Annotated in this window: 19 protein-coding genes; 9 read left to right on the plus strand and 10 right to left on the minus strand. The window is 33.3% G+C overall.

Annotation, left to right across the window (positions count from 1 at the left end):
* The first annotated feature begins 18 nt into the window (after positions 1-18).
* Positions 19-1,872, plus strand: a complete 1,854-nt coding sequence (locus GFS03_RS02450) for a type II secretion system F family protein (RefSeq protein ID WP_153422349.1) — start codon at positions 19-21, stop codon at positions 1,870-1,872.
* A 23-nt stretch (positions 1,873-1,895) separates the two neighbouring features.
* Positions 1,896-3,629, plus strand: a complete 1,734-nt coding sequence (locus GFS03_RS02455) for a type II/IV secretion system ATPase subunit (protein WP_153422350.1) — start codon at positions 1,896-1,898, stop codon at positions 3,627-3,629.
* Here GFS03_RS02455 and GFS03_RS02460 read toward each other — a convergent pair.
* Genes GFS03_RS02460 through GFS03_RS02480 form a run of 5 tightly spaced genes read right to left on the minus strand, consistent with a single transcriptional unit; the run spans position 3,610 to position 8,016 of the window.
* Complete coding sequence (locus GFS03_RS02460) at positions 3,610-4,893, minus strand: glycosyltransferase (protein WP_153422351.1); 1,284 nt, start codon at positions 4,891-4,893, stop codon at positions 3,610-3,612. The two genes, GFS03_RS02455 and GFS03_RS02460, sit on opposite strands and share 20 nt — an antisense overlap.
* The gene (gene ppa / locus GFS03_RS02465) at positions 4,890-5,408 is read right to left on the minus strand and encodes an inorganic diphosphatase (RefSeq protein ID WP_153422352.1); all 519 of its coding nucleotides are present in this window, start codon (positions 5,406-5,408) and stop codon (positions 4,890-4,892) included. The genes GFS03_RS02460 and ppa overlap by 4 nt, the downstream gene beginning before the upstream one ends.
* 16 nt (positions 5,409-5,424) lie before the next feature.
* A complete protein-coding gene (locus GFS03_RS02470; RefSeq protein ID WP_153422353.1) occupies positions 5,425-5,973 on the minus strand; it encodes an HD domain-containing protein in 549 nt (182 codons plus the stop codon).
* A 17-nt stretch (positions 5,974-5,990) separates the two neighbouring features.
* On the minus strand, positions 5,991-7,325 hold the full coding sequence (thiD, locus tag GFS03_RS02475) for a bifunctional hydroxymethylpyrimidine kinase/phosphomethylpyrimidine kinase (protein ID WP_153422354.1): 1,335 nt from the start codon (positions 7,323-7,325) through the stop codon (positions 5,991-5,993).
* On the minus strand, positions 7,318-8,016 hold the full coding sequence (locus GFS03_RS02480; RefSeq protein ID WP_153422355.1) for a MoaD family protein: 699 nt from the start codon (positions 8,014-8,016) through the stop codon (positions 7,318-7,320). The genes thiD and GFS03_RS02480 overlap by 8 nt, the downstream gene beginning before the upstream one ends.
* Positions 8,017-8,052: 36 nt before the next feature.
* Between GFS03_RS02480 and GFS03_RS02485 the strand changes: the two genes are divergently transcribed.
* Positions 8,053-8,508, plus strand: a complete 456-nt coding sequence (locus GFS03_RS02485) for a hypothetical protein (RefSeq protein ID WP_153422356.1) — start codon at positions 8,053-8,055, stop codon at positions 8,506-8,508.
* Here GFS03_RS02485 and GFS03_RS02490 read toward each other — a convergent pair.
* On the minus strand, positions 8,499-10,757 hold the full coding sequence (locus GFS03_RS02490; RefSeq protein ID WP_153422357.1) for a 4Fe-4S dicluster domain-containing protein: 2,259 nt from the start codon (positions 10,755-10,757) through the stop codon (positions 8,499-8,501). The genes GFS03_RS02485 and GFS03_RS02490 overlap by 10 nt on opposite strands.
* Positions 10,758-10,805: 48 nt before the next feature.
* Between GFS03_RS02490 and GFS03_RS02495 the strand changes: the two genes are divergently transcribed.
* On the plus strand, positions 10,806-11,555 hold the full coding sequence (locus GFS03_RS02495; RefSeq protein ID WP_153422358.1) for a pantoate kinase: 750 nt from the start codon (positions 10,806-10,808) through the stop codon (positions 11,553-11,555).
* On the plus strand, positions 11,510-12,310 hold the full coding sequence (locus tag GFS03_RS02500; RefSeq protein ID WP_153422359.1) for a 4-phosphopantoate--beta-alanine ligase: 801 nt from the start codon (positions 11,510-11,512) through the stop codon (positions 12,308-12,310). The genes GFS03_RS02495 and GFS03_RS02500 overlap by 46 nt, the downstream gene beginning before the upstream one ends.
* Here GFS03_RS02500 and panB read toward each other — a convergent pair.
* Both panB and GFS03_RS02510 read right to left on the minus strand, forming a co-directional pair.
* Positions 12,289-13,092, minus strand: a complete 804-nt coding sequence (panB, locus tag GFS03_RS02505; protein WP_153422360.1) for a 3-methyl-2-oxobutanoate hydroxymethyltransferase — start codon at positions 13,090-13,092, stop codon at positions 12,289-12,291. The two genes, GFS03_RS02500 and panB, sit on opposite strands and share 22 nt — an antisense overlap.
* Positions 12,989-13,672 (minus strand): hypothetical protein, encoded by a 684-nt coding sequence (locus GFS03_RS02510; RefSeq protein ID WP_153422361.1) that lies wholly within the window; start codon positions 13,670-13,672, stop codon positions 12,989-12,991. Before GFS03_RS02510 ends, panB begins: the two co-directional genes overlap by 104 nt.
* A gap of 55 nt (positions 13,673-13,727) precedes the next feature.
* On the opposite strand from GFS03_RS02510, the gene GFS03_RS02515 reads away from it, so the two are divergent.
* Genes GFS03_RS02515 through GFS03_RS02525 form a run of 3 tightly spaced genes read left to right on the plus strand, consistent with a single transcriptional unit; the run spans position 13,728 to position 15,924 of the window.
* Positions 13,728-14,465 carry an ABC transporter ATP-binding protein gene (locus GFS03_RS02515; RefSeq protein ID WP_153422362.1) on the plus strand — a complete coding sequence of 246 codons (738 nt, stop codon included), beginning with the start codon at positions 13,728-13,730 and terminating at the stop codon, positions 14,463-14,465.
* A 2-nt stretch (positions 14,466-14,467) separates the two neighbouring features.
* Entirely contained in the window at positions 14,468-15,658 is a 1,191-nt protein-coding gene (locus GFS03_RS02520) for an ABC transporter permease (RefSeq protein ID WP_153422363.1), read from the plus strand.
* A 32-nt stretch (positions 15,659-15,690) separates the two neighbouring features.
* Positions 15,691-15,924, plus strand: a complete 234-nt coding sequence (locus tag GFS03_RS02525) for an Lrp/AsnC ligand binding domain-containing protein (RefSeq protein ID WP_153422364.1) — start codon at positions 15,691-15,693, stop codon at positions 15,922-15,924.
* A 228-nt stretch (positions 15,925-16,152) separates the two neighbouring features.
* Here the strand turns inward: GFS03_RS02525 and GFS03_RS02530 are convergent, their stop codons facing one another.
* Positions 16,153-16,470 carry a hypothetical protein gene (locus GFS03_RS02530; RefSeq protein WP_153422365.1) on the minus strand — a complete coding sequence of 106 codons (318 nt, stop codon included), beginning with the start codon at positions 16,468-16,470 and terminating at the stop codon, positions 16,153-16,155.
* A gap of 149 nt (positions 16,471-16,619) precedes the next feature.
* On the opposite strand from GFS03_RS02530, the gene GFS03_RS02535 reads away from it, so the two are divergent.
* Positions 16,620-16,796 carry a ribbon-helix-helix protein, CopG family gene (locus GFS03_RS02535; protein WP_009989429.1) on the plus strand — a complete coding sequence of 59 codons (177 nt, stop codon included), beginning with the start codon at positions 16,620-16,622 and terminating at the stop codon, positions 16,794-16,796.
* Here GFS03_RS02535 and GFS03_RS02540 read toward each other — a convergent pair.
* Positions 16,793-17,428 (minus strand): MBL fold metallo-hydrolase, encoded by a 636-nt coding sequence (locus GFS03_RS02540; protein ID WP_153422366.1) that lies wholly within the window; start codon positions 17,426-17,428, stop codon positions 16,793-16,795. The genes GFS03_RS02535 and GFS03_RS02540 overlap by 4 nt on opposite strands.
* Positions 17,429-17,436: the final 8 nt, after the last annotated feature.

The following is a 17,436-nucleotide window of genomic DNA, read 5'->3' on the forward strand; positions in this document are numbered from 1 at the left end:
TGAGAAAGTAATAATAGAATGAGCATATTTAATAGTAGGAAAAATAACAAACAGTCTGTAAACAATCAAGGTCCATCTAAAATTGAATTACTATTTTACAATTCTAGTATAATCAATGGCTTAGTTAAAAGCATAGATATGAAGATAAAGAAAGCAGGTATAAGTCAAGATCCTCGTTTATTCGCATCTAGGCTGTTTCTTACTATGATACTTTCGATTGCCATTTCCATAATATTAATAGTGTTTTCTATAAGGTTCTTTGAACTATATAGATTAACATTGCTTACAAAATATTTGGCAGGATTTTTAACAATGATAATATTTGGCATAATAATACCACCTGTTATTTATTTATTGCAAATTCTCCAATTATCACAATCAACCGAAAATAGAAGGATAGGTCTAGATAGTGAAGCCCCAGCATTCGCTGCAGTATTTAATGTTTTCTTAAGATCTGGTCTAAGTGCAAGATATGTTTTCGATTACTTGTCTAAATCTACAGCAATGCAATATGCTAGTCAAATCGCCTCATATGTTAATAAGAGAGTTAAGTACTTAGGAGAGAGTGTAGAAAGCGCAATTGTCGAATCATTAAATTACTCGCCTTCTAAAATATTCAATGAGTTTTTAATAACTTACGTTACTGCTGTAAGAACTGGAGCGCCAGTATTAGATACAATGGAGGCTATGACTAAAGATATCCTTAAGAATATAGAAACTTTAGCGTCTACTGCTGCAGATAACTTGTCCGGAATAGCTGAGGGTTTCGTAATTTGGCTTTCCTCCGGTTTCATAACATTCTTTCTCGTTCTGTTGTTACAAGCAATATTTCCATCTCTCTTTGGTTCAGTCCCATTTCCAATAATGGCGCTTTTCGCAATGGTTATGATACCATTAATAAATCTATTATTTATATGGGTTGTTGATCAGACTCAATTTAGATTTCCAGAGAAGTCATTAAAAGCGTACAAGGTATTTTATATTACATTCCCCTTAGGGTTAGTTATATCATTTATCATACTGTATTTGATAAAGGAACCAATTCCTCTTCTTTTATACCTACTATTCCTAAATGCGGGTGTACAGCAAATACCATTATCTGTATTAGCATTTACAGTAGGTCTATTAATAGCCGTTATACCTCCAGCAATAGTTGCCGTGAGGGAATTAAGGGAAGGTACGGGATATGATGTGTATGTTGTCTCTTTTCTAAGAGCAGTTGCTGAGGGACTTAGAGCTGGGCTCAATCCAGCTACAGTAGTTAAAAACCTAAAGGATTCACCAGAAATGGGAAAGTTTAGAGATATACTGAATACTATTTACGCTTATTCTCTGTTAGGTGTTCCTATAAAGGATGCTTTTAAAATAGCTTCAGAAAGAATATTGGACTTTTCTAGTAAGGTTTCCTTAATTTCATTAGCGGATATGATAGAAATCGGTAGCTTAACTCCAGAAACAGTTGAATCGTTGGCAGAACAAGTTGATGCTCAAATAAGAATAAGGAGAAACTATAATGCTAAAATAAAGGTATTACTATATGCTCCTTATATCGGTATTATTTTGGCATTAGTGGCTTCTATTCTATTAGGTAACGCTATGTTTACTTTAATTTCGCATCAATCATATTCTCTATCTTATGGACCATTGTCAAATGCTACTATAATCTTACCTAAATCCCTCTACGTAATCTCGATTTCTGCACTCTTTAATTCATTTTTGGCCGGATTACTAGTAGGGAAGATAGGTTATGGTAAAACAGCAGCTGGTTTCGTTCACTCAGCAATTTTAGTAGTTATAACTGCTATCTTAGTTGTTATATCATTACATATATCACTAATACCTTCTATATCTCCTTCGTCAACATCTTTATAATCTAAATGGAGAAGTGATATATAATGAGTAAAGTTTTCAGATCTCTTTTGCCAAAAGGCAAACCTAGCGTTAAGCAATTATCTATCTCAGAGTTACCTATAACACTCTATCCAGTTAGCCCTTTTCCAGAAGAGGTAACTACTATAGTAGCTGACTATGAAGTAAATATACTGAATTTAACTCCAGAGGACGTTAGGTCCAACATAACCAAAAATAATATCGAGTTAGTATTACCAAATCCTCATGTCTTCATTACCTTTGATGAAAGGAAGGGTATATATAAATACGTTTTGTTAGAACCACCAGTTAATGAAACAATTTACAATATGTATAATATATTCATAGAAGAAGTAGAGAGAGAATTACTTTCTAAAACACCCACACTTGACCTTGCAAAAATTATATTTGAGCTTAATAAGAAAAGATCTAATCTTAATATTATTCAAGAGAAAAGAGGAGACATATATGTTTTAAGTACGAACGCAAGAGTTACGTTATATTACCTATTAAGGAACATGTTCGGATACAATGTATTAACTCCATTAGTTGCTGATAAGAACATAGAAGATATTTCTGTTTCTGGTTTGAATAATCCAGTTTATGTATATCATAGAAGTTATGAATACGTTCCAACTAATATTATGTTTAGTAAGAATATGCAAATATCTCCGCAACTTAATATTACGATAGATGGCGAGGAGTTGCTAGATCAATTAGTTCTAAGAATGCTATCATCTACTGGTAAGTCTATTTCAGTCGCTGAACCGATACAAGATGGTATGTTACCGAATGGTGATAGGATTGCTGCAACATTTAGACGTGAAGTATCAGCCAGTGGTTCTTCAGTAGTGATAAGAAGATTTAGTGAAAGGCCTATCACAATTCTAGATTTAATCAATTCCGGCACATTATCTCCAGAGTTAGCTGCATATCTATGGTACGGAATGGATCTGAGAATGAGCATCATGTCGATAGGAGTTACTGGTGCTGGAAAGACCACTTTACTTAATGCAGTTCTGAATCTAGTAAAAGAAAGTATGAAGATTGTCTCCATAGAAGATATTCCGGAAATTAGATTAGCACATACTAATTGGGTCCAATTGTACGCTAGGCCAGCATACGCAGGTGTAGGCAAAGAGATTTCATTGATGGACCTGCTAAAATTATCCCTTAGATATAGGCCAGATATAATAGTAGTAGGTGAGATAAGAGGACAAGAGGCTTACGTACTATTCCAAGCAATATCAACTGGACATGGAGGTGCTACGACATTCCACGCTTATAATACTGACTCTGCAATAAAGAGGCTTATGAATGAGCCCCTTAACATTCCACAAGAGTGGATACCTATGATGAACATAATGATGACAATTAGGAGGTTACCGGTATATATAGGTGAGAAGATAGTTCTAAGGAGACGTGTTGTGGCAGTCGATGAAATAGTCAGTTGGAACGATTATAGAAGGGTCGCGAGTTGGGATCCGAAAAGTGACGCATTTACAATTAATCTTGATTCTGCAAGAGTATTAAGAAATAGAATAGAAGAGGCTGGCCTTAATATAGATGATGTTAAGAGAGAAATTGAGAGGAGAGCATTATTCCTAAAGCTGTTAGCATCTTCCAGAGAGATAATACAGAGTGAAGAGAGCTATAAGCTCGTGAAGAACTATATAATAAAATATAGTTTAAAGCCAGAAGAAGCCTTGAAAGAAGCTCAAGCAATGGCCAAGATAAAATCTATAGAATTAAAAGAATAGTTGAAATCAAAATTAACAATAAAGATGAAACAGTGTTATAGAAAAGACTATTAATATATGCTATAATTCCGAGAATAACTCCCAATATTTTTATACTCAAGATTTCTTCTTCTCTTACAATGAGATTCTTTGGCGTTATCTTCCATTTAAACTTGAGTTTTAATAATCCTTGTATATAACCTATAATAGAAGCTATTATTGTTACAATACCACTTCTATAATCATCCTTTGGTTTTATTAGAGTTATATAAATTCCATTTGAGACTAGTATGGGGATTAGTGAACCAAAGATGTAAAAATAGTTTATATTCAATATAAACTGTAATGAGAGGACAATCAAAAATATTAATAAATATAAGGGATATATTCCCCATTGTTGGGAATAAATGAATCCCTCAACTCCCTTTACTCCTAATTTAAACAGTCTCATACTGAAGGCAAGTAATTCAGCAGAACCATAGGCCCATCTTTTAATTTGGTTATATAAATCAGTTAAGGTATAAGGGGCTAAGGTATAAACTATAATATCATCAATATATTTCACTCTAATACCATTTAGAGCAAGTCTAATACCTAGCTCTAAATCTTCTGCTACACTATTTTCTTTCCATCCGCCGACCTTCCTTAGGATATCTCTCCTTATTGCAAATGCCGAACCATTTGCAAAAATTATTAGGCCTAACCTCTCTCTAGCTTTAAATAGGGTATTCATTACGAATTCATTGGTGTGAGAGTATATCTTTTGGACTGATGTCTTAGGATCTCTAACTTTTAGCCTAAACGCAACTGCATCATAATTAAGTTGAGAAATTTTACGTAAAAAGTCTCTTTCTACTCTGGCTTCGGCGTCTAGAAACACTAACAATTCCCCATCAGAGAGGTTCAAGGCGAAGTTTAGTGCTCCAGCTTTCCTCCCCCTATTTTGTGGTCTCCTTATTATTGTGAAATTCGCTGGAATTTTGTCTGTAATTTTCATAATTTTCTCAAAATTTTCCGCTGTATCATCTGAGATTATTATAACTCTATAGGATCTGTAATCCAATTCTGATAAATTATCGATTAACTCTTTTATGGTTCTCTCGTTTTCGTCCTTTATAGCTACTATTATATCTATTCTCTTATTATTACTATTATTGTTATCATGATTCGTGAATTGGATCACTTTTTTATCGGAAATTTTATAGTAGAATGCTTGAAGGAGTATCCATAAAGACGTAATAAATGAGGATATAAAAAGCAGAATTTCAAAAATTTCCCTTATCATCCTTGTTTCTTTCTCTCAATTGCTTTTTTAATTCTTTCCTTAGCCTCAGCTACCCCTCCCCATCCACTTATTTTTACCCACTTATTTGGTTCTAATTCTTTGTAGTGTTCAAAGAAATGTACAATCTTATTCCTTATAGCCTCTGGAAGATCTTTAACATCGTTGATATTAGAAAATGTAGGATCTGTCTTATTCCTTGGCACTGCTATTACCTTTGCGTCTTCCCCTTCCTCATCTCTCATATAAATCATTCCTATAGGTCTTGCCTCTATTACTGTACCAGGCAATAATGAGTAATTTCCTAGAACTAATACGTCTAACGGATCTCCATCTTCTTCTAAAGTCTCTGGAATAAAGCCATAATTAAACGGATATACCATTGACGTATATAATACTCTATCTACTTTAATAACCTCTTCCTCTTCATCGTATTCATATTTAATGTTTGAACCCATAGGTATTTCTATGAATACATTTACTTCATCTGGGGCTTTTTTCCCCGGACCTAATTTCATATCCTTTCACTACTTATTATTTTGGATTCACCTTATTTAAACTATTCATTATTTTAGTAACCAGTTCTTTTATCTGATTCAAAGGCTCTATGGAAAGTAATTTATCTATTTCCTCCGCATAGCTTGAGATTATCTCATCAACGTTAAATCCTAATCTCTTGTATCTTAATCCTTGTAGATATGTTGAGAGCCTATCTGATAGCTTAGCTACTTTAGCTTCATTAGTCTTTAACTCCTTAAGTTCTAGGAAAAGTTCTTTTCCTACTCCTAATTCATCAAATGCCTCAATCTCAGCATCCCTTTTATTAATTCTATTAGTAGTCCACTTTGGCAAATCTCCCAGTAAAGTCTCCCCTGCGTCATGAAATAAGGCAATAACTGCACTATGTTCCGGATCAATTTCTACTCCTTTTTTCTTAAGTTCAGTAGAAAGTACGTACGCTAAGATTGATGCTTCGAAACTGTGTGAAGCTACTGTTTCTCCTATTGCTGATGGTATTCCATTCTGCATCCAACCAGTTCTAACTAAATTTTTAGCACCCTCTAACAATCTCTCGAGTTTCATCTTAAATTTAAATAAGGTTATAGCATTTTTAATAAATTATCTAAAGCTTCTATCATCTCCTCCATACTTTTTGTCCAAAATCTAATCATTGCCTCTTTTCCTTTCGCTCCTTTATCATAAATTACATTAGGTATCTTGCCGTATTCACTACTTATGTACTCAATGATCCACTGCATTGTCTTTCCCTCCCCATGACTAGGTTCTAATTCCCTATTAACCTCAATTGTCTCATACCCAATTTTCTTCAAACTCTCAACTAGCTTCTCATCATATCTAATATTCATTAAGCAAGAACTATTCGTTCCCTTGAGAATAATCGATAACAGCATTCTGGCTGTGTGGGTCGGATTTCCAAATACAACTGGATGACCGACAATTACCTTTCTATCCCATCTCCTTATTATTCTACCTCTAAATGTAGCAATATCGCTTAGATCCCTAACGTATTCCGGTTTTATGCTATGTGCTAAATTCGATTGCACTTCGGGTATTAAAATCCAGAATTTCTCATTATTTTCAGCAAAATCTGCAAATCTTCTCATTTCCTCAATCACCTCATACTTCATAGACTTCTTCATGATATCAACGCTTACGTTAACTGGTCCCACACCTTTCCCTATACTGAGTCCATATTCTATTGAGAATTGAACAAAATCTCTTGCTTTCCTAAAGGCTAATTTCACATCTTTAGTCTTTATATACTCTGCAGTAAATGCAGTCGCAAATACGCTCCCAGTACCATGTGTATCTTTTGCTTGTATCCTCTGATAACCTATCTTGTGTATTCCCTCTTCATTACACATGTAATCAAAGCTATAATCTCCTTTACTATGACCTCCTTTGATTATCACATGGGCAATATTGTAAGTCTCTCTTAGCTTTTTACATACAACAACCACATCGCTTTCCTTTTCTATTTTAATACCGCTAATTGCAGATGCTTCTATTATATTTGGTGTTATTACCTTAGCAATAGGTAAAATTATCTTCTTGTAATCTTCAATATCTTTTATTAATTGAGTTCCATCTTTTGCGTACAATACTGGGTCTACTACTAAAAAATAGTTGTGTAATAATTCATTAACAATTTGAAACTGTTCTTTAGTATATATCATTCCTATCTTTACAGCTTCTATATTGAAATCGTCAACCAATGTTTCTATCTGTTTTTTAAGGAATTCAGGACTAACAACGTTGATATCTTTTATACCTCTCGTAGTTTGAGCTGTTATTGCAGTAAGTGCAAAAACTCCGTGAATTCCTAATACTTCAAAAACTCTTAGATCAGTTTCTCCTCCAGCCCCATTTCCAGTGTCTAATCCAGCCACTGTCATTCCAACTGGTTTAATCATTTCTTTTCACTCTCGTATTTCCAGCTACTACCCAATATTCTCCATCATCTCTTATTTCTAATTTCCAAATTCCAGTGCTATGTTTAACTAATTCCAATGTTTCTTTTACAGCATCGATGGCATCTTTTCTTCCCTTACCTATAGCCATTATAAGTAAGACATTCTCTCCAGGTTTCATGGACTCTATTACATGTATTATCTCAAGGTCAATTAGGTCATTATATTTTCTCTTCATTTCTTCTTTTATCTCTAGAAACCTTTTTCTAGTATACTCTTCATATGCTTCATATCTTAGTTCCAAGACTCTATGATTGTCTACTATACCTTTAACAAAACCTACATAAACAACTAAAGAACCCGCTTCCGGAGGGGCTTTTTCCCTAAATTTTCTGATTTCCTCGAGTAAGTCAAACCTTTTCCCTATTATTAAATCTCCACCCGAAGGTGGTGGTAATAGTGCTATCTCATCTCCGTCTTTAATATTCTTTGTTGACGCCGAACCATTTACTAAAATTGAAACTTTTATCCCATTTATTCCGTTCTTTAAAATATTTACTAATTCATTTCCGTAAATTTTATCAAGTTGTGAAATAAGGCAGTCAACGTTTTCACACTCAGTTTCCACAATTTCATTCGACTTATGGGTTATGTCTTTAATGAACGCGAAATAGAGGACTTTCACTTTTTTCATACACTCACCATTATTAATTTTTAGCCTTTAGATAGTATGAGTGAAGACGAGATAATAGATTTAATATTTAATAATCAACGTGATATAAGGCAAGGTACGACATTAAGAAAGGAAAGTAATGAAGTCCTAAATAAATTAAATGAGATTGAAAAGCTTCTTCAATATCTAATTAAGAGTAAGGAAAGAGTAGTCCAGGCAAACGGTAGTTTATGCGATCAAGTTCTTTCATCATCCTATCTTATTATTGATGAAAATATAAGGAACATAAGTAAAAATTACTTTGTAGTTGAGCTGGATAGCTCACGAAAATTTATCACTTTTAAGGATACAATAGAACTTCTTAACTTTTACTTTTCTCAAACTATAAATGAGCAAGATTTAGATGATAAGCTTCCTAAAAGGCTTGTCCCACTATTTAGATTCATGAGAAGAAATGGTTTAATATATTTCGACTACGATAAGAAACGATATTTTATTATCGACTATAAATAAATAATGCTATTTATTGTACTTTCTATCAAATTTTCATTTATAGACCTTTTTAAAGCTTCCTTTAATACACTTAGAAATTCATTAGTCTTAACTAAATCTTTTACCGAATAATCTAATTTATATGATTTTGCAATTTCATCACGTAAAACATTTATCTCATTATTAAAATTATAGTTTGAAAGATAATCTGTGTATGTTAAAATTTTCTGCTTAAGTAGCGATCGATCTTGTGATAGTTTGGATAAGAATTCCTTTACTTTAGGATTGGAGGCCAGTTTACGTATAAGTTCACTACTAATATGTTTGGAGATAATTGGAATACTCAACAGTAAGAAATATTGACTACCTCCTAAACTCCACATAACCACTTTCTCAGCAACTTCATCTTTAGAAGCTATTAACCCATCTGCAACAGCTCTCACTAACAGATCAAATACTACGTTTTCGTTTATCATCTCTTTTTCTTCCTTAAGCTCTTTTACCTCTTTCTTCTCAAGGAAGGTACTATATACTGATATTGTTCCAAATTTCCAAGTAGAAAATGGACACACAGTTAAGAATGTTTTTCTAATAGATTTAAGTGGACTACCTTTATAAGATGTTAAGAATAAGCCAGCACATTCATTATATTGCGAATTATATCCAAGCTTCTTTGCCCAACACCCTAAATGTACCTCCTTATCTTTTAGTTCATTTCTTATAACTTCATATGCGAATACTCCTTTCTGTTCACTAAATTTGTTATAAACGTACAATCCCTCGGGGCATAAGAAATATATTCCAGCAGCGTTTTGCTCAAGTCTTAATCGATTTATCTTTTCAACATTATTTTTTACACCTTCCAAGTTACCAGATAAGTAATCGTTAAAACCACAACAAATTCCAGTAACTAGTTTTACCCTAGGAGACAACTCAAGAGGTAACTTATCTCCATTAGTTAATAGGTAATTTAGAAATCCCTCTAGTCCTAATGGATCATATTTTGCTGAACATCCTACAAATAATAAGAAGACTGGTCTATTTCTATATTTAGAGACTAAACTCTTTTCCAACTCATAGATATCTCTCGGCACGTCAGTTATTTCTAGTTCTACCGTTTCCTTATTTTCATTAAATTGTGGTAAAGTTTCCATTAGGTTTGAAATGTTAATTCCTACTGGGCAAGCTTCGGTGCAAGAAGCACAGCCAAAACAGTATTCAAAATTTGTCTCACCACTCAATAATCTATTAAATCTTCCTAGAGGTGAATAAACGATGTTATTGGTAGTGTTATATGCAAGGCAATTATCTAAACATAATGAGCAATTTATACATTTAGATGCCTCAATTACTATGTTTCTATTTATTCTCTTGGATCTTACCTTTATTTCATATCTTTTAAAGTTTTTTAATATATCTTTATGTATTTCGTCGTATTCTTTCAAATAGGGAAACGGAAGTACATCTGGATTCCTTCTCAAATATTCGAAGATTTCTGGTAATCTGGTTTCTTCTATACTTCCTATTAGAACTTTATATCTCTTTGGAGAGTTATAGTTGATTATATATCCTATTTTAAAATCAAAATTAAATTCCACATTTTTGTCATAATTACTCATCAATACTATAGGTATGTAGTTTCTCTTGAATATACTATGTATCTCCATATTCAAGCTTTTTATCAAATTATCTGTAGATACTGTTTTAAAATTATTATTATTAATAATTTTATTGTAAAACGAAGGTATGTAATACTTTATACTATCTTTGTATATTAGCGCGGACCATGCGAAATTATTCTCATTTTCAGTTTCTAACAGTTCTGGATATTTTACAGCTAGAATCCTTACTACTTTATAGTCAACTAATTCATTTATAGTCTTTTTACTTTTTGTAAATCCGAATTTATAACTGCCAAACCCCGACCCATTTAATGCAGTAAATCCTCCAACTGTGCCTTTTAAATATAATGGAAAGATCGCTGGATAATAATTAATTTTGGAAAGCTCATTTATTAATTTCTCGAAATTTACTCCAGCAGGTACTTCAAATATTTTATATATATTCTTTCCTTCAACTTCTCTAAATATACTTCCATCGTCAAATTTATCTGGAGCTCGTATTATTTTTGGATTAATATATCTTAATACGTCACCATATAACCCGGTTAGTCTACCAACTACCAATTCATTTTTATCCCTACTTTCGATCTTTTTTATGTCATAGCCTCCTATGATAGCTCTGCTAAATATTGATGCATCTAAAATCACAACTGCTCTTAGTAAAGATTATTAAATAACAATTTTATAGTTTTAGGCGTGGAGATTAAAGTACCAATTTCTATTTCCGGTATATGGTACCCAGTAATAGATAAAGAGAATTTGATAGAATCCGGATCCATAGGGTTAACCTTAACACTAGAACCGTACATAACTGCTGAAATTAGAGGTGGCAGTGGAATAGAATTTAATGGGATAGAGATAAAACTTCCCAATTATGAAATATTAAAGAAAAAATTAGGAGAATATAGGCTATCTGTATATTCTGAAGTACCATTAGGTTATGGCTATGGTTTAAGTGGAGCTATAAGCTTAGCGTATGCCCTAGGAGTTAAGGAACTAACTCCAATAAGTGAGAAAGATGCAGTTAACGTAGCTCATTTAAGTGATGTTATAGCTGGTAATGGATTAGGGGATGTAATAGCACAGTATTATGGTGGAGGTTTAGTTTATAGGAGAAAGACAGGAGGTTTAGGTTATGGTGAAGTTGAGGTGATAAATATTGATTGGTCAAGCTATCCAATTTTCTCTCAGCCTATTAGTCAACTTCCAACTAAGAGTATTATAAAAAGATCAGAAATAGCCCTTAAGCTTATAGACGAATTTCTTAAAAGTCCGTCTCCGTTAAAATTTATCGAGGTTGCTCAAAAATTTACAAGTAGTTTGGGCTTTAACTCAGAATATCCTTTTTCATATAGAAAGAAGGGGATAATTGTTAAAATCTTTGATCCAGAGTATGGAGTATGGATAAAGCACAAGATAGCAAGCCGTGGAGCATACGTGACATAATACCAGAAAATCATCCTAGAAGAGAATCCCTACTGATCAGGGAAAAACTAATTGAAGCGATGGAGAAAAATATCATAGTTCCTCAAGGATTAATTGCTCATGGAAGGGGAGAGTGTTTCGATTATTTAATAGGAGAGAAGACTCAAGATTTTGCTGAAAAGGCTATAGAAGTCGCAGCAGCTACCCTACTATTAGCTAAAACACCAGTTATTTCTATAAATGGGAATATGGCTGCATTAGTTCCAGAAAGTCTAGTAAAATTAGCAGAGGAGACAAATGCCAAGCTTGAAGTTAACTTATTCTATAGGGATGAAAGAAGAGAAAAAGCAATAGCTGAAGTCCTTTATAAGGCAAATGCCAAGGAGATTTTAGGAATAGGCGAGGAGGCATCAGCAGTCATACCAGAACTATTTAGTCAGAGGAGAAGAGTAAGCCCTAAAGGCATCTATGTGGCAGATGTAGTATTATTAGGTTTAGAAGATGGAGATAGAACTGAGGCGTTAGTGAAAATGGGTAAAAAAGTTATAGCTATAGACATTAATCCACTATCAAGGACTTCTAGAACAGCCACAATAACTATAGTTGATAATATAATTAGGGCGGTTCCGAGATTAGTGGAAAAGGTTAGAGAGCTAAAGTCTAAAAGTAAAGAAGAATTAGAACGTATAGTCATAAATTATGATAATAAAGCTGTCTTATCTGAATCATTGAGGTTTATAGCTAACAGATTAACTCAGCTCTCTCTTTCCTTATAGTGTTGTTTTTCTGGGAACTTATTATTTTTTACGTCAACTATGTACTGATTTATTGCGTTTGAAATAATTTCTTTCAAATTAACATATGATTTAGCGAAGTAAGGGGTGAAGTCAGATAGCCCCAGTAAATCGTTTATTACTAACACTTGTCCATCACAATATGGTCCAGCTCCTATACAGATTGTAGGTATGCTTACTTTTTCTGTAATTCTTTTAGCTATATCTGCATACGTGTTTTCAATGACTATTGAAAATACTCCTGCATCTTCTAGTTCTAAACAATCCTTTATTAATTGTTCCTCCTCCTGCTTAGTTTTTCCGATTGTCCTAAATCCTCCCAGCCTTAAAAACCTTTGAGGTGTTAAACCTATATGTCCCATTACGGGTATTCCAGCTTTTATGATTGCTCTAATAATGTCTTTGATTTCCTCTCCACCTTCTAGTTTTACTGCATCGCTACCAGCCTTAACAAGGAGTCCTGCATTCTTTACTGCAGTTTTAGCATCTATCTCATAACTTAGGAATGGCATGTCTGCAACTATTAGCTGAGGCGGATTTGCTCTTGCTACTGCTCTCGTGTGGGAAATCATATCTCTCATGGACACATTGAGCGTATTTGTATATCCTAGAACAACCATTCCTAAGGAGTCTCCTACAAGTATGGAGTCTAGCTCAGTATTAGATATTATCTTTGCTGTCGGATAATCGTATGCTGTTAACATCGTAATCTTCTCTTTCACTGATTTCTTCTTTATGAAGTCCCTTATTGTCACCTTTTTCATTGCTAATTCTAGAGCTTATTCTCTTAGCTAAATTTATAATTTTTTTCAATTTTTCGGCAATCTCAAAGGTTTCTTCATGTTGTGAAGCCTTGTAATACAATTTGACTATTAACGGTAAAATCTCAAATGAAAATTTCATAAAATTTTTCTTATCGAAGTCAAGTAGTTTAGGTTTCTTTAATAAGAATAGCAATTTTTTCTCTATCTCTTTAGGATTTAAACTATTATATTGAATCATTATAAGTGAAATTTCGGGATCTTCCTCGTTGTTCTCTATTTCGCCAATAAGTGCTAGCTTAGTCTGTTCAATGTCTATAAACTTCCACCAATGCTGATTAGCAGATTTATAAGTGGTCTCTATTATACCAAAATCCTTCTCTAACGCTCTCAATATCATTCTAGGGTCATAGTTGACTCCTAACTCCCCTAGTTTTTCAACTAATTGTTTATAGCTAAAGTCTCCGAGTTCCCTATTTTCATTCTCCTCAGTAATTTCTATTATAGCTTTTAAGATATATTTAGCCTTATCACCGTACTTCAGCAAAGCCTCTAATGTTCTATCCCTTACCGTGCCAATCATTTTATATATTACTTCGAAAATACATAATAAGTTCCTTAGCTATAATAGCATAAGTATGACAGAAAAGCAATTCGCGGTTAGTGTTACCAATTTACGAAAGCGAATCGGAAATAAGGAGATACTTAAGGGGTTATCATTTAATGTAGAGAACGGAGAAGTTTTTGGAATTGTTGGTCCTAATGGAGCCGGAAAGACAACTACACTAAGAATACTATCCGGTATTATTAAAAATTTCGATGGAAATGTAAAAATCTTCGGCCTTAGTCCAGTTGAGGCAAAACAAAAGGGGTATATCTCATATATGCCAGAAGACGCTTTCCCGTATGAGAAATTAACTGGCTACGAAAATTTAGATTTCTACGCTGAACTATACGCTAAAGGTGACAAGGAGTTAAAGGAAAAATACTTGAAAATAGGTATTGAGATTTCCAATTTAGGTAAGAGAATTTACGATAAGACAGCTGAGTATAGTAGAGGTATGAAAAGAAGGCTCATTATAGCAAGAACTTTAATGGTGATGCCTAAACTTTCAGTTCTAGATGAACCGACTTCAGCCCTAGATGTAGAGTCTGCAGTAAGAATAAGGAATATAATTTTAGATATGGCGAGAAGATATAATATGACAATAATACTCTCTTCACATAATATGCTAGAGGTCGAATACTTGTGTGATAAAATCACGCTGATTAACGATGGAAGAGTAATTGCTAATGGAAAGCCTGAAGACATCGTCAAAAGTGCTAATTCTAAGAACCTGGAAGAAGCTTTCATAAAACTCGTGTTCGGTGAGTAGTGATGCTAAAGACAATGATAAAGAAAGAGATATTGGATCTAAAAAGGGATAGAAAGTTAGTACTTGGGGCCATAATTCTTCCTTTCATATTACTACCGCTGATAGGCATTATACTTTACGCTTCTGTAGCTGTATCTCCACCTGTGATTGAAATAGTAAACTATAATCAATCAAACTTACCTTATGTTCAAGTTGTTTCACACTATATTAGTCAAAATGGGGGAAATGTAATTTACAACGATTCGAATGGAAGTATAATACCCGATGCTGTGATAATATTTCCCGGCGACTTTAACATAAATGCTAGTAATATCTCAAGACAAGCCTTTGTATATGTAAAGATTCTAATTTCCTCTAACCAGGAAGCTTCGAATTTAGTTAATAATGCATTAGGCTATTTATCTTATTATCTAATTTACAATAGAACTGAATTCTTGATAAATTCCTCTAATTTACAGCATAAGGTTAATCCTAGTGATATTCTAAGCCCCCTACTGGTTAAAAACTTCGTAGTTACTATAACTGGTAAAAGTGCATCGCAGTCTCAAGCTAACTTAAGTGAAATAGCTAGGATAATAACTCTAGTTCTCTTCCCCAGTGCTACTCCGGTAATATTTTATGTAACAGATGGGATAGTTGGCGAAAAGGAGAGGAAAACTTTAGAATCTTTACTGGCTTCACCAATATCAATAAACTCCTTTATATTCTCCAAGGTAATTATAGCTATAATTTTGGGAGTACTCTCATCATTGGGTGATATTCTAGGAGTGATACTATTTTCCTCCTTAATGTCATTCATGTTTGGTTTATCGTTATCCCTTAGTGCGTCATTTACTCTAATTGTTATCCTAGTCTACTTATTGGCTGTATTGCTTACCGCAGCCCTAAGTGTAATTTTACTCTTAGCTCTAGGTGGATCCATGCGTAATATGCAAATAATAAACTTTCTCATTTTATCGTTCGGTCTAATTGCCTCCTTTTCTGCTTTATTTATAAATGTAGCTAACTTACTGCCTCCACTTAATTTGATATTAATAATACCTTATGAGCAATTAAGTCTCTCATTACTTTACTTCGTTTCCGGTTCTACTTTTATTTCGTTATATCTTATATTGGGTGTGTTGATAGTAGCAGTGATAATTCTATTAGTGTCCTCAAAACTATTCAATTCAGAAAGATTACTGCTAAAGTAAACCTTTAAATATTGAGTCGTAATTAATATTTTATGGCAGAAGTTGTAAGAGCCTATATTCTCGTCTCTACTGCTGTTGGAAAGGAAATGGAAGTAGCGGATATGGCTAAAAAGGTATCTGGTGTTGTAAGAGCAGATGCAGTCTATGGTGAATATGACGTAGTAGTAGAAGTTGAAGCTAAGTCATCTGACGATTTAAAGAAAGTAATATATGAGATAAGAAGGAATCCGAACATAATAAGGACCGTGACTTTAATAGTAATGTAATTTTTTCTTAATCTATTTATCATCTCCCTGTATTTCCACTGTATTGAAAATACATGTTAGATCAGTCTTTTAATTTTTCTACATTAACTTCAGTTCGTCCCTGCCACATCACTTGATAATCACAAAATCCGGGGGTGACCCTCCTGCGATCATTTTACCCCGGTACTCGGGGATTGACCTAAAAATCACGCAGGCCAATAAAATTAGTTTAAGGATAGATTAAATTTTTTATCCTCGATTACTATCAACTACCTCTACTTGTTCCTCTTCCTCATCTTTTTCCTCTTCTAACATCTGTAACTTCTTTAACACCTCTACTAGCAACGCATCTAATTGTGCAACTTTAGCCTCTAAAAAGGCTATGCTCTCATCATACTTAGCATTCCCTTCTTTTTCCTTATTTTCCTCTTCTCTCTCAAAGTCTCCTTCGAGTCCTTTCTTTATAAACAATTTGACTAAATCAGTCATTTGAATGCCTAATTCATCAGCTTTCTGTTTAAGTTCGTCATACATCCACTCTGGTAATGAAAGATGTATAGTTGGCATCTCTGTACATTCCTCTAAATATTAATATTGAAATGCGAGTATATTAATCTTTATTTTCCATTATATACTCCTCTTCATAGAAGAATCCGGGAATACTGATCCAGAGAATACTTAAACCCTACTGATGACAAGTTTATATATGATAAAAGATGAGAGTTGTAACATTTAAGGTAGAAGAAGATTTGTTAGAACTATTAGATAGATATGCCATAAAATACGGTTTAAATAGATCTGAAGCTATAAGGAAAGCCATAGAAAAAATGGTAAGAGATGAGTTATCAAAGGAGAGAGTTCCAGTGGCGAGAGTGGAAAAGATAAAGCTTTAATAAGATAAAGCGTAAACCACTTTCTTGCTCTCCTCTATGTTTTCATCTATGAGATTGTTTTTCAGATCTATTCTTCTTATCTCATATTTTAAGTTGGATAAGAACTCTTCTGGGGGATCTAATGGCATGTAATGCCCTTTTATCCAATAGTGTATTGGAATTATTATTTTGGGCGAAACTTTATTAATTATTTCTAGTGCTTCCTTGTAATTTATTGTGATAACTCCACCTATAGGTATTAAAAGCACATCTGTTCCATATAATTCCTTATAAATATTTTCATCTGGAAGGTGACCTATATCTCCAAGATGAGCTATTTTCTCACCATCATTATTTTGTATTATGTATATGCTATTTTGTCCTCTTACTTTACCGTTATATTTATCATGATAACTCTTTATTCCCTTTATGATGTAATTGCCGTAATTAAAAGACCCATAGAAGTTTATTTTAACATCTTTAGATTCGAAAATTTGGTATGCGTTATGATCATAATGATCATGAGTTATTAAAATTAAATCTACCTTTTTTATATCTGGTTTAGATAAACCAATACTTCCTCCATCATGTGGATCAATTAATATTTTATCATCAATTAAAACACAAGAATGTCCAAAATATTTTAGTACCATACAATCGT

Source organism: Sulfolobus sp. E5-1-F (assembly GCF_009601705.1).
Classification (GTDB): domain Archaea; phylum Thermoproteota; class Thermoprotei_A; order Sulfolobales; family Sulfolobaceae; genus Saccharolobus.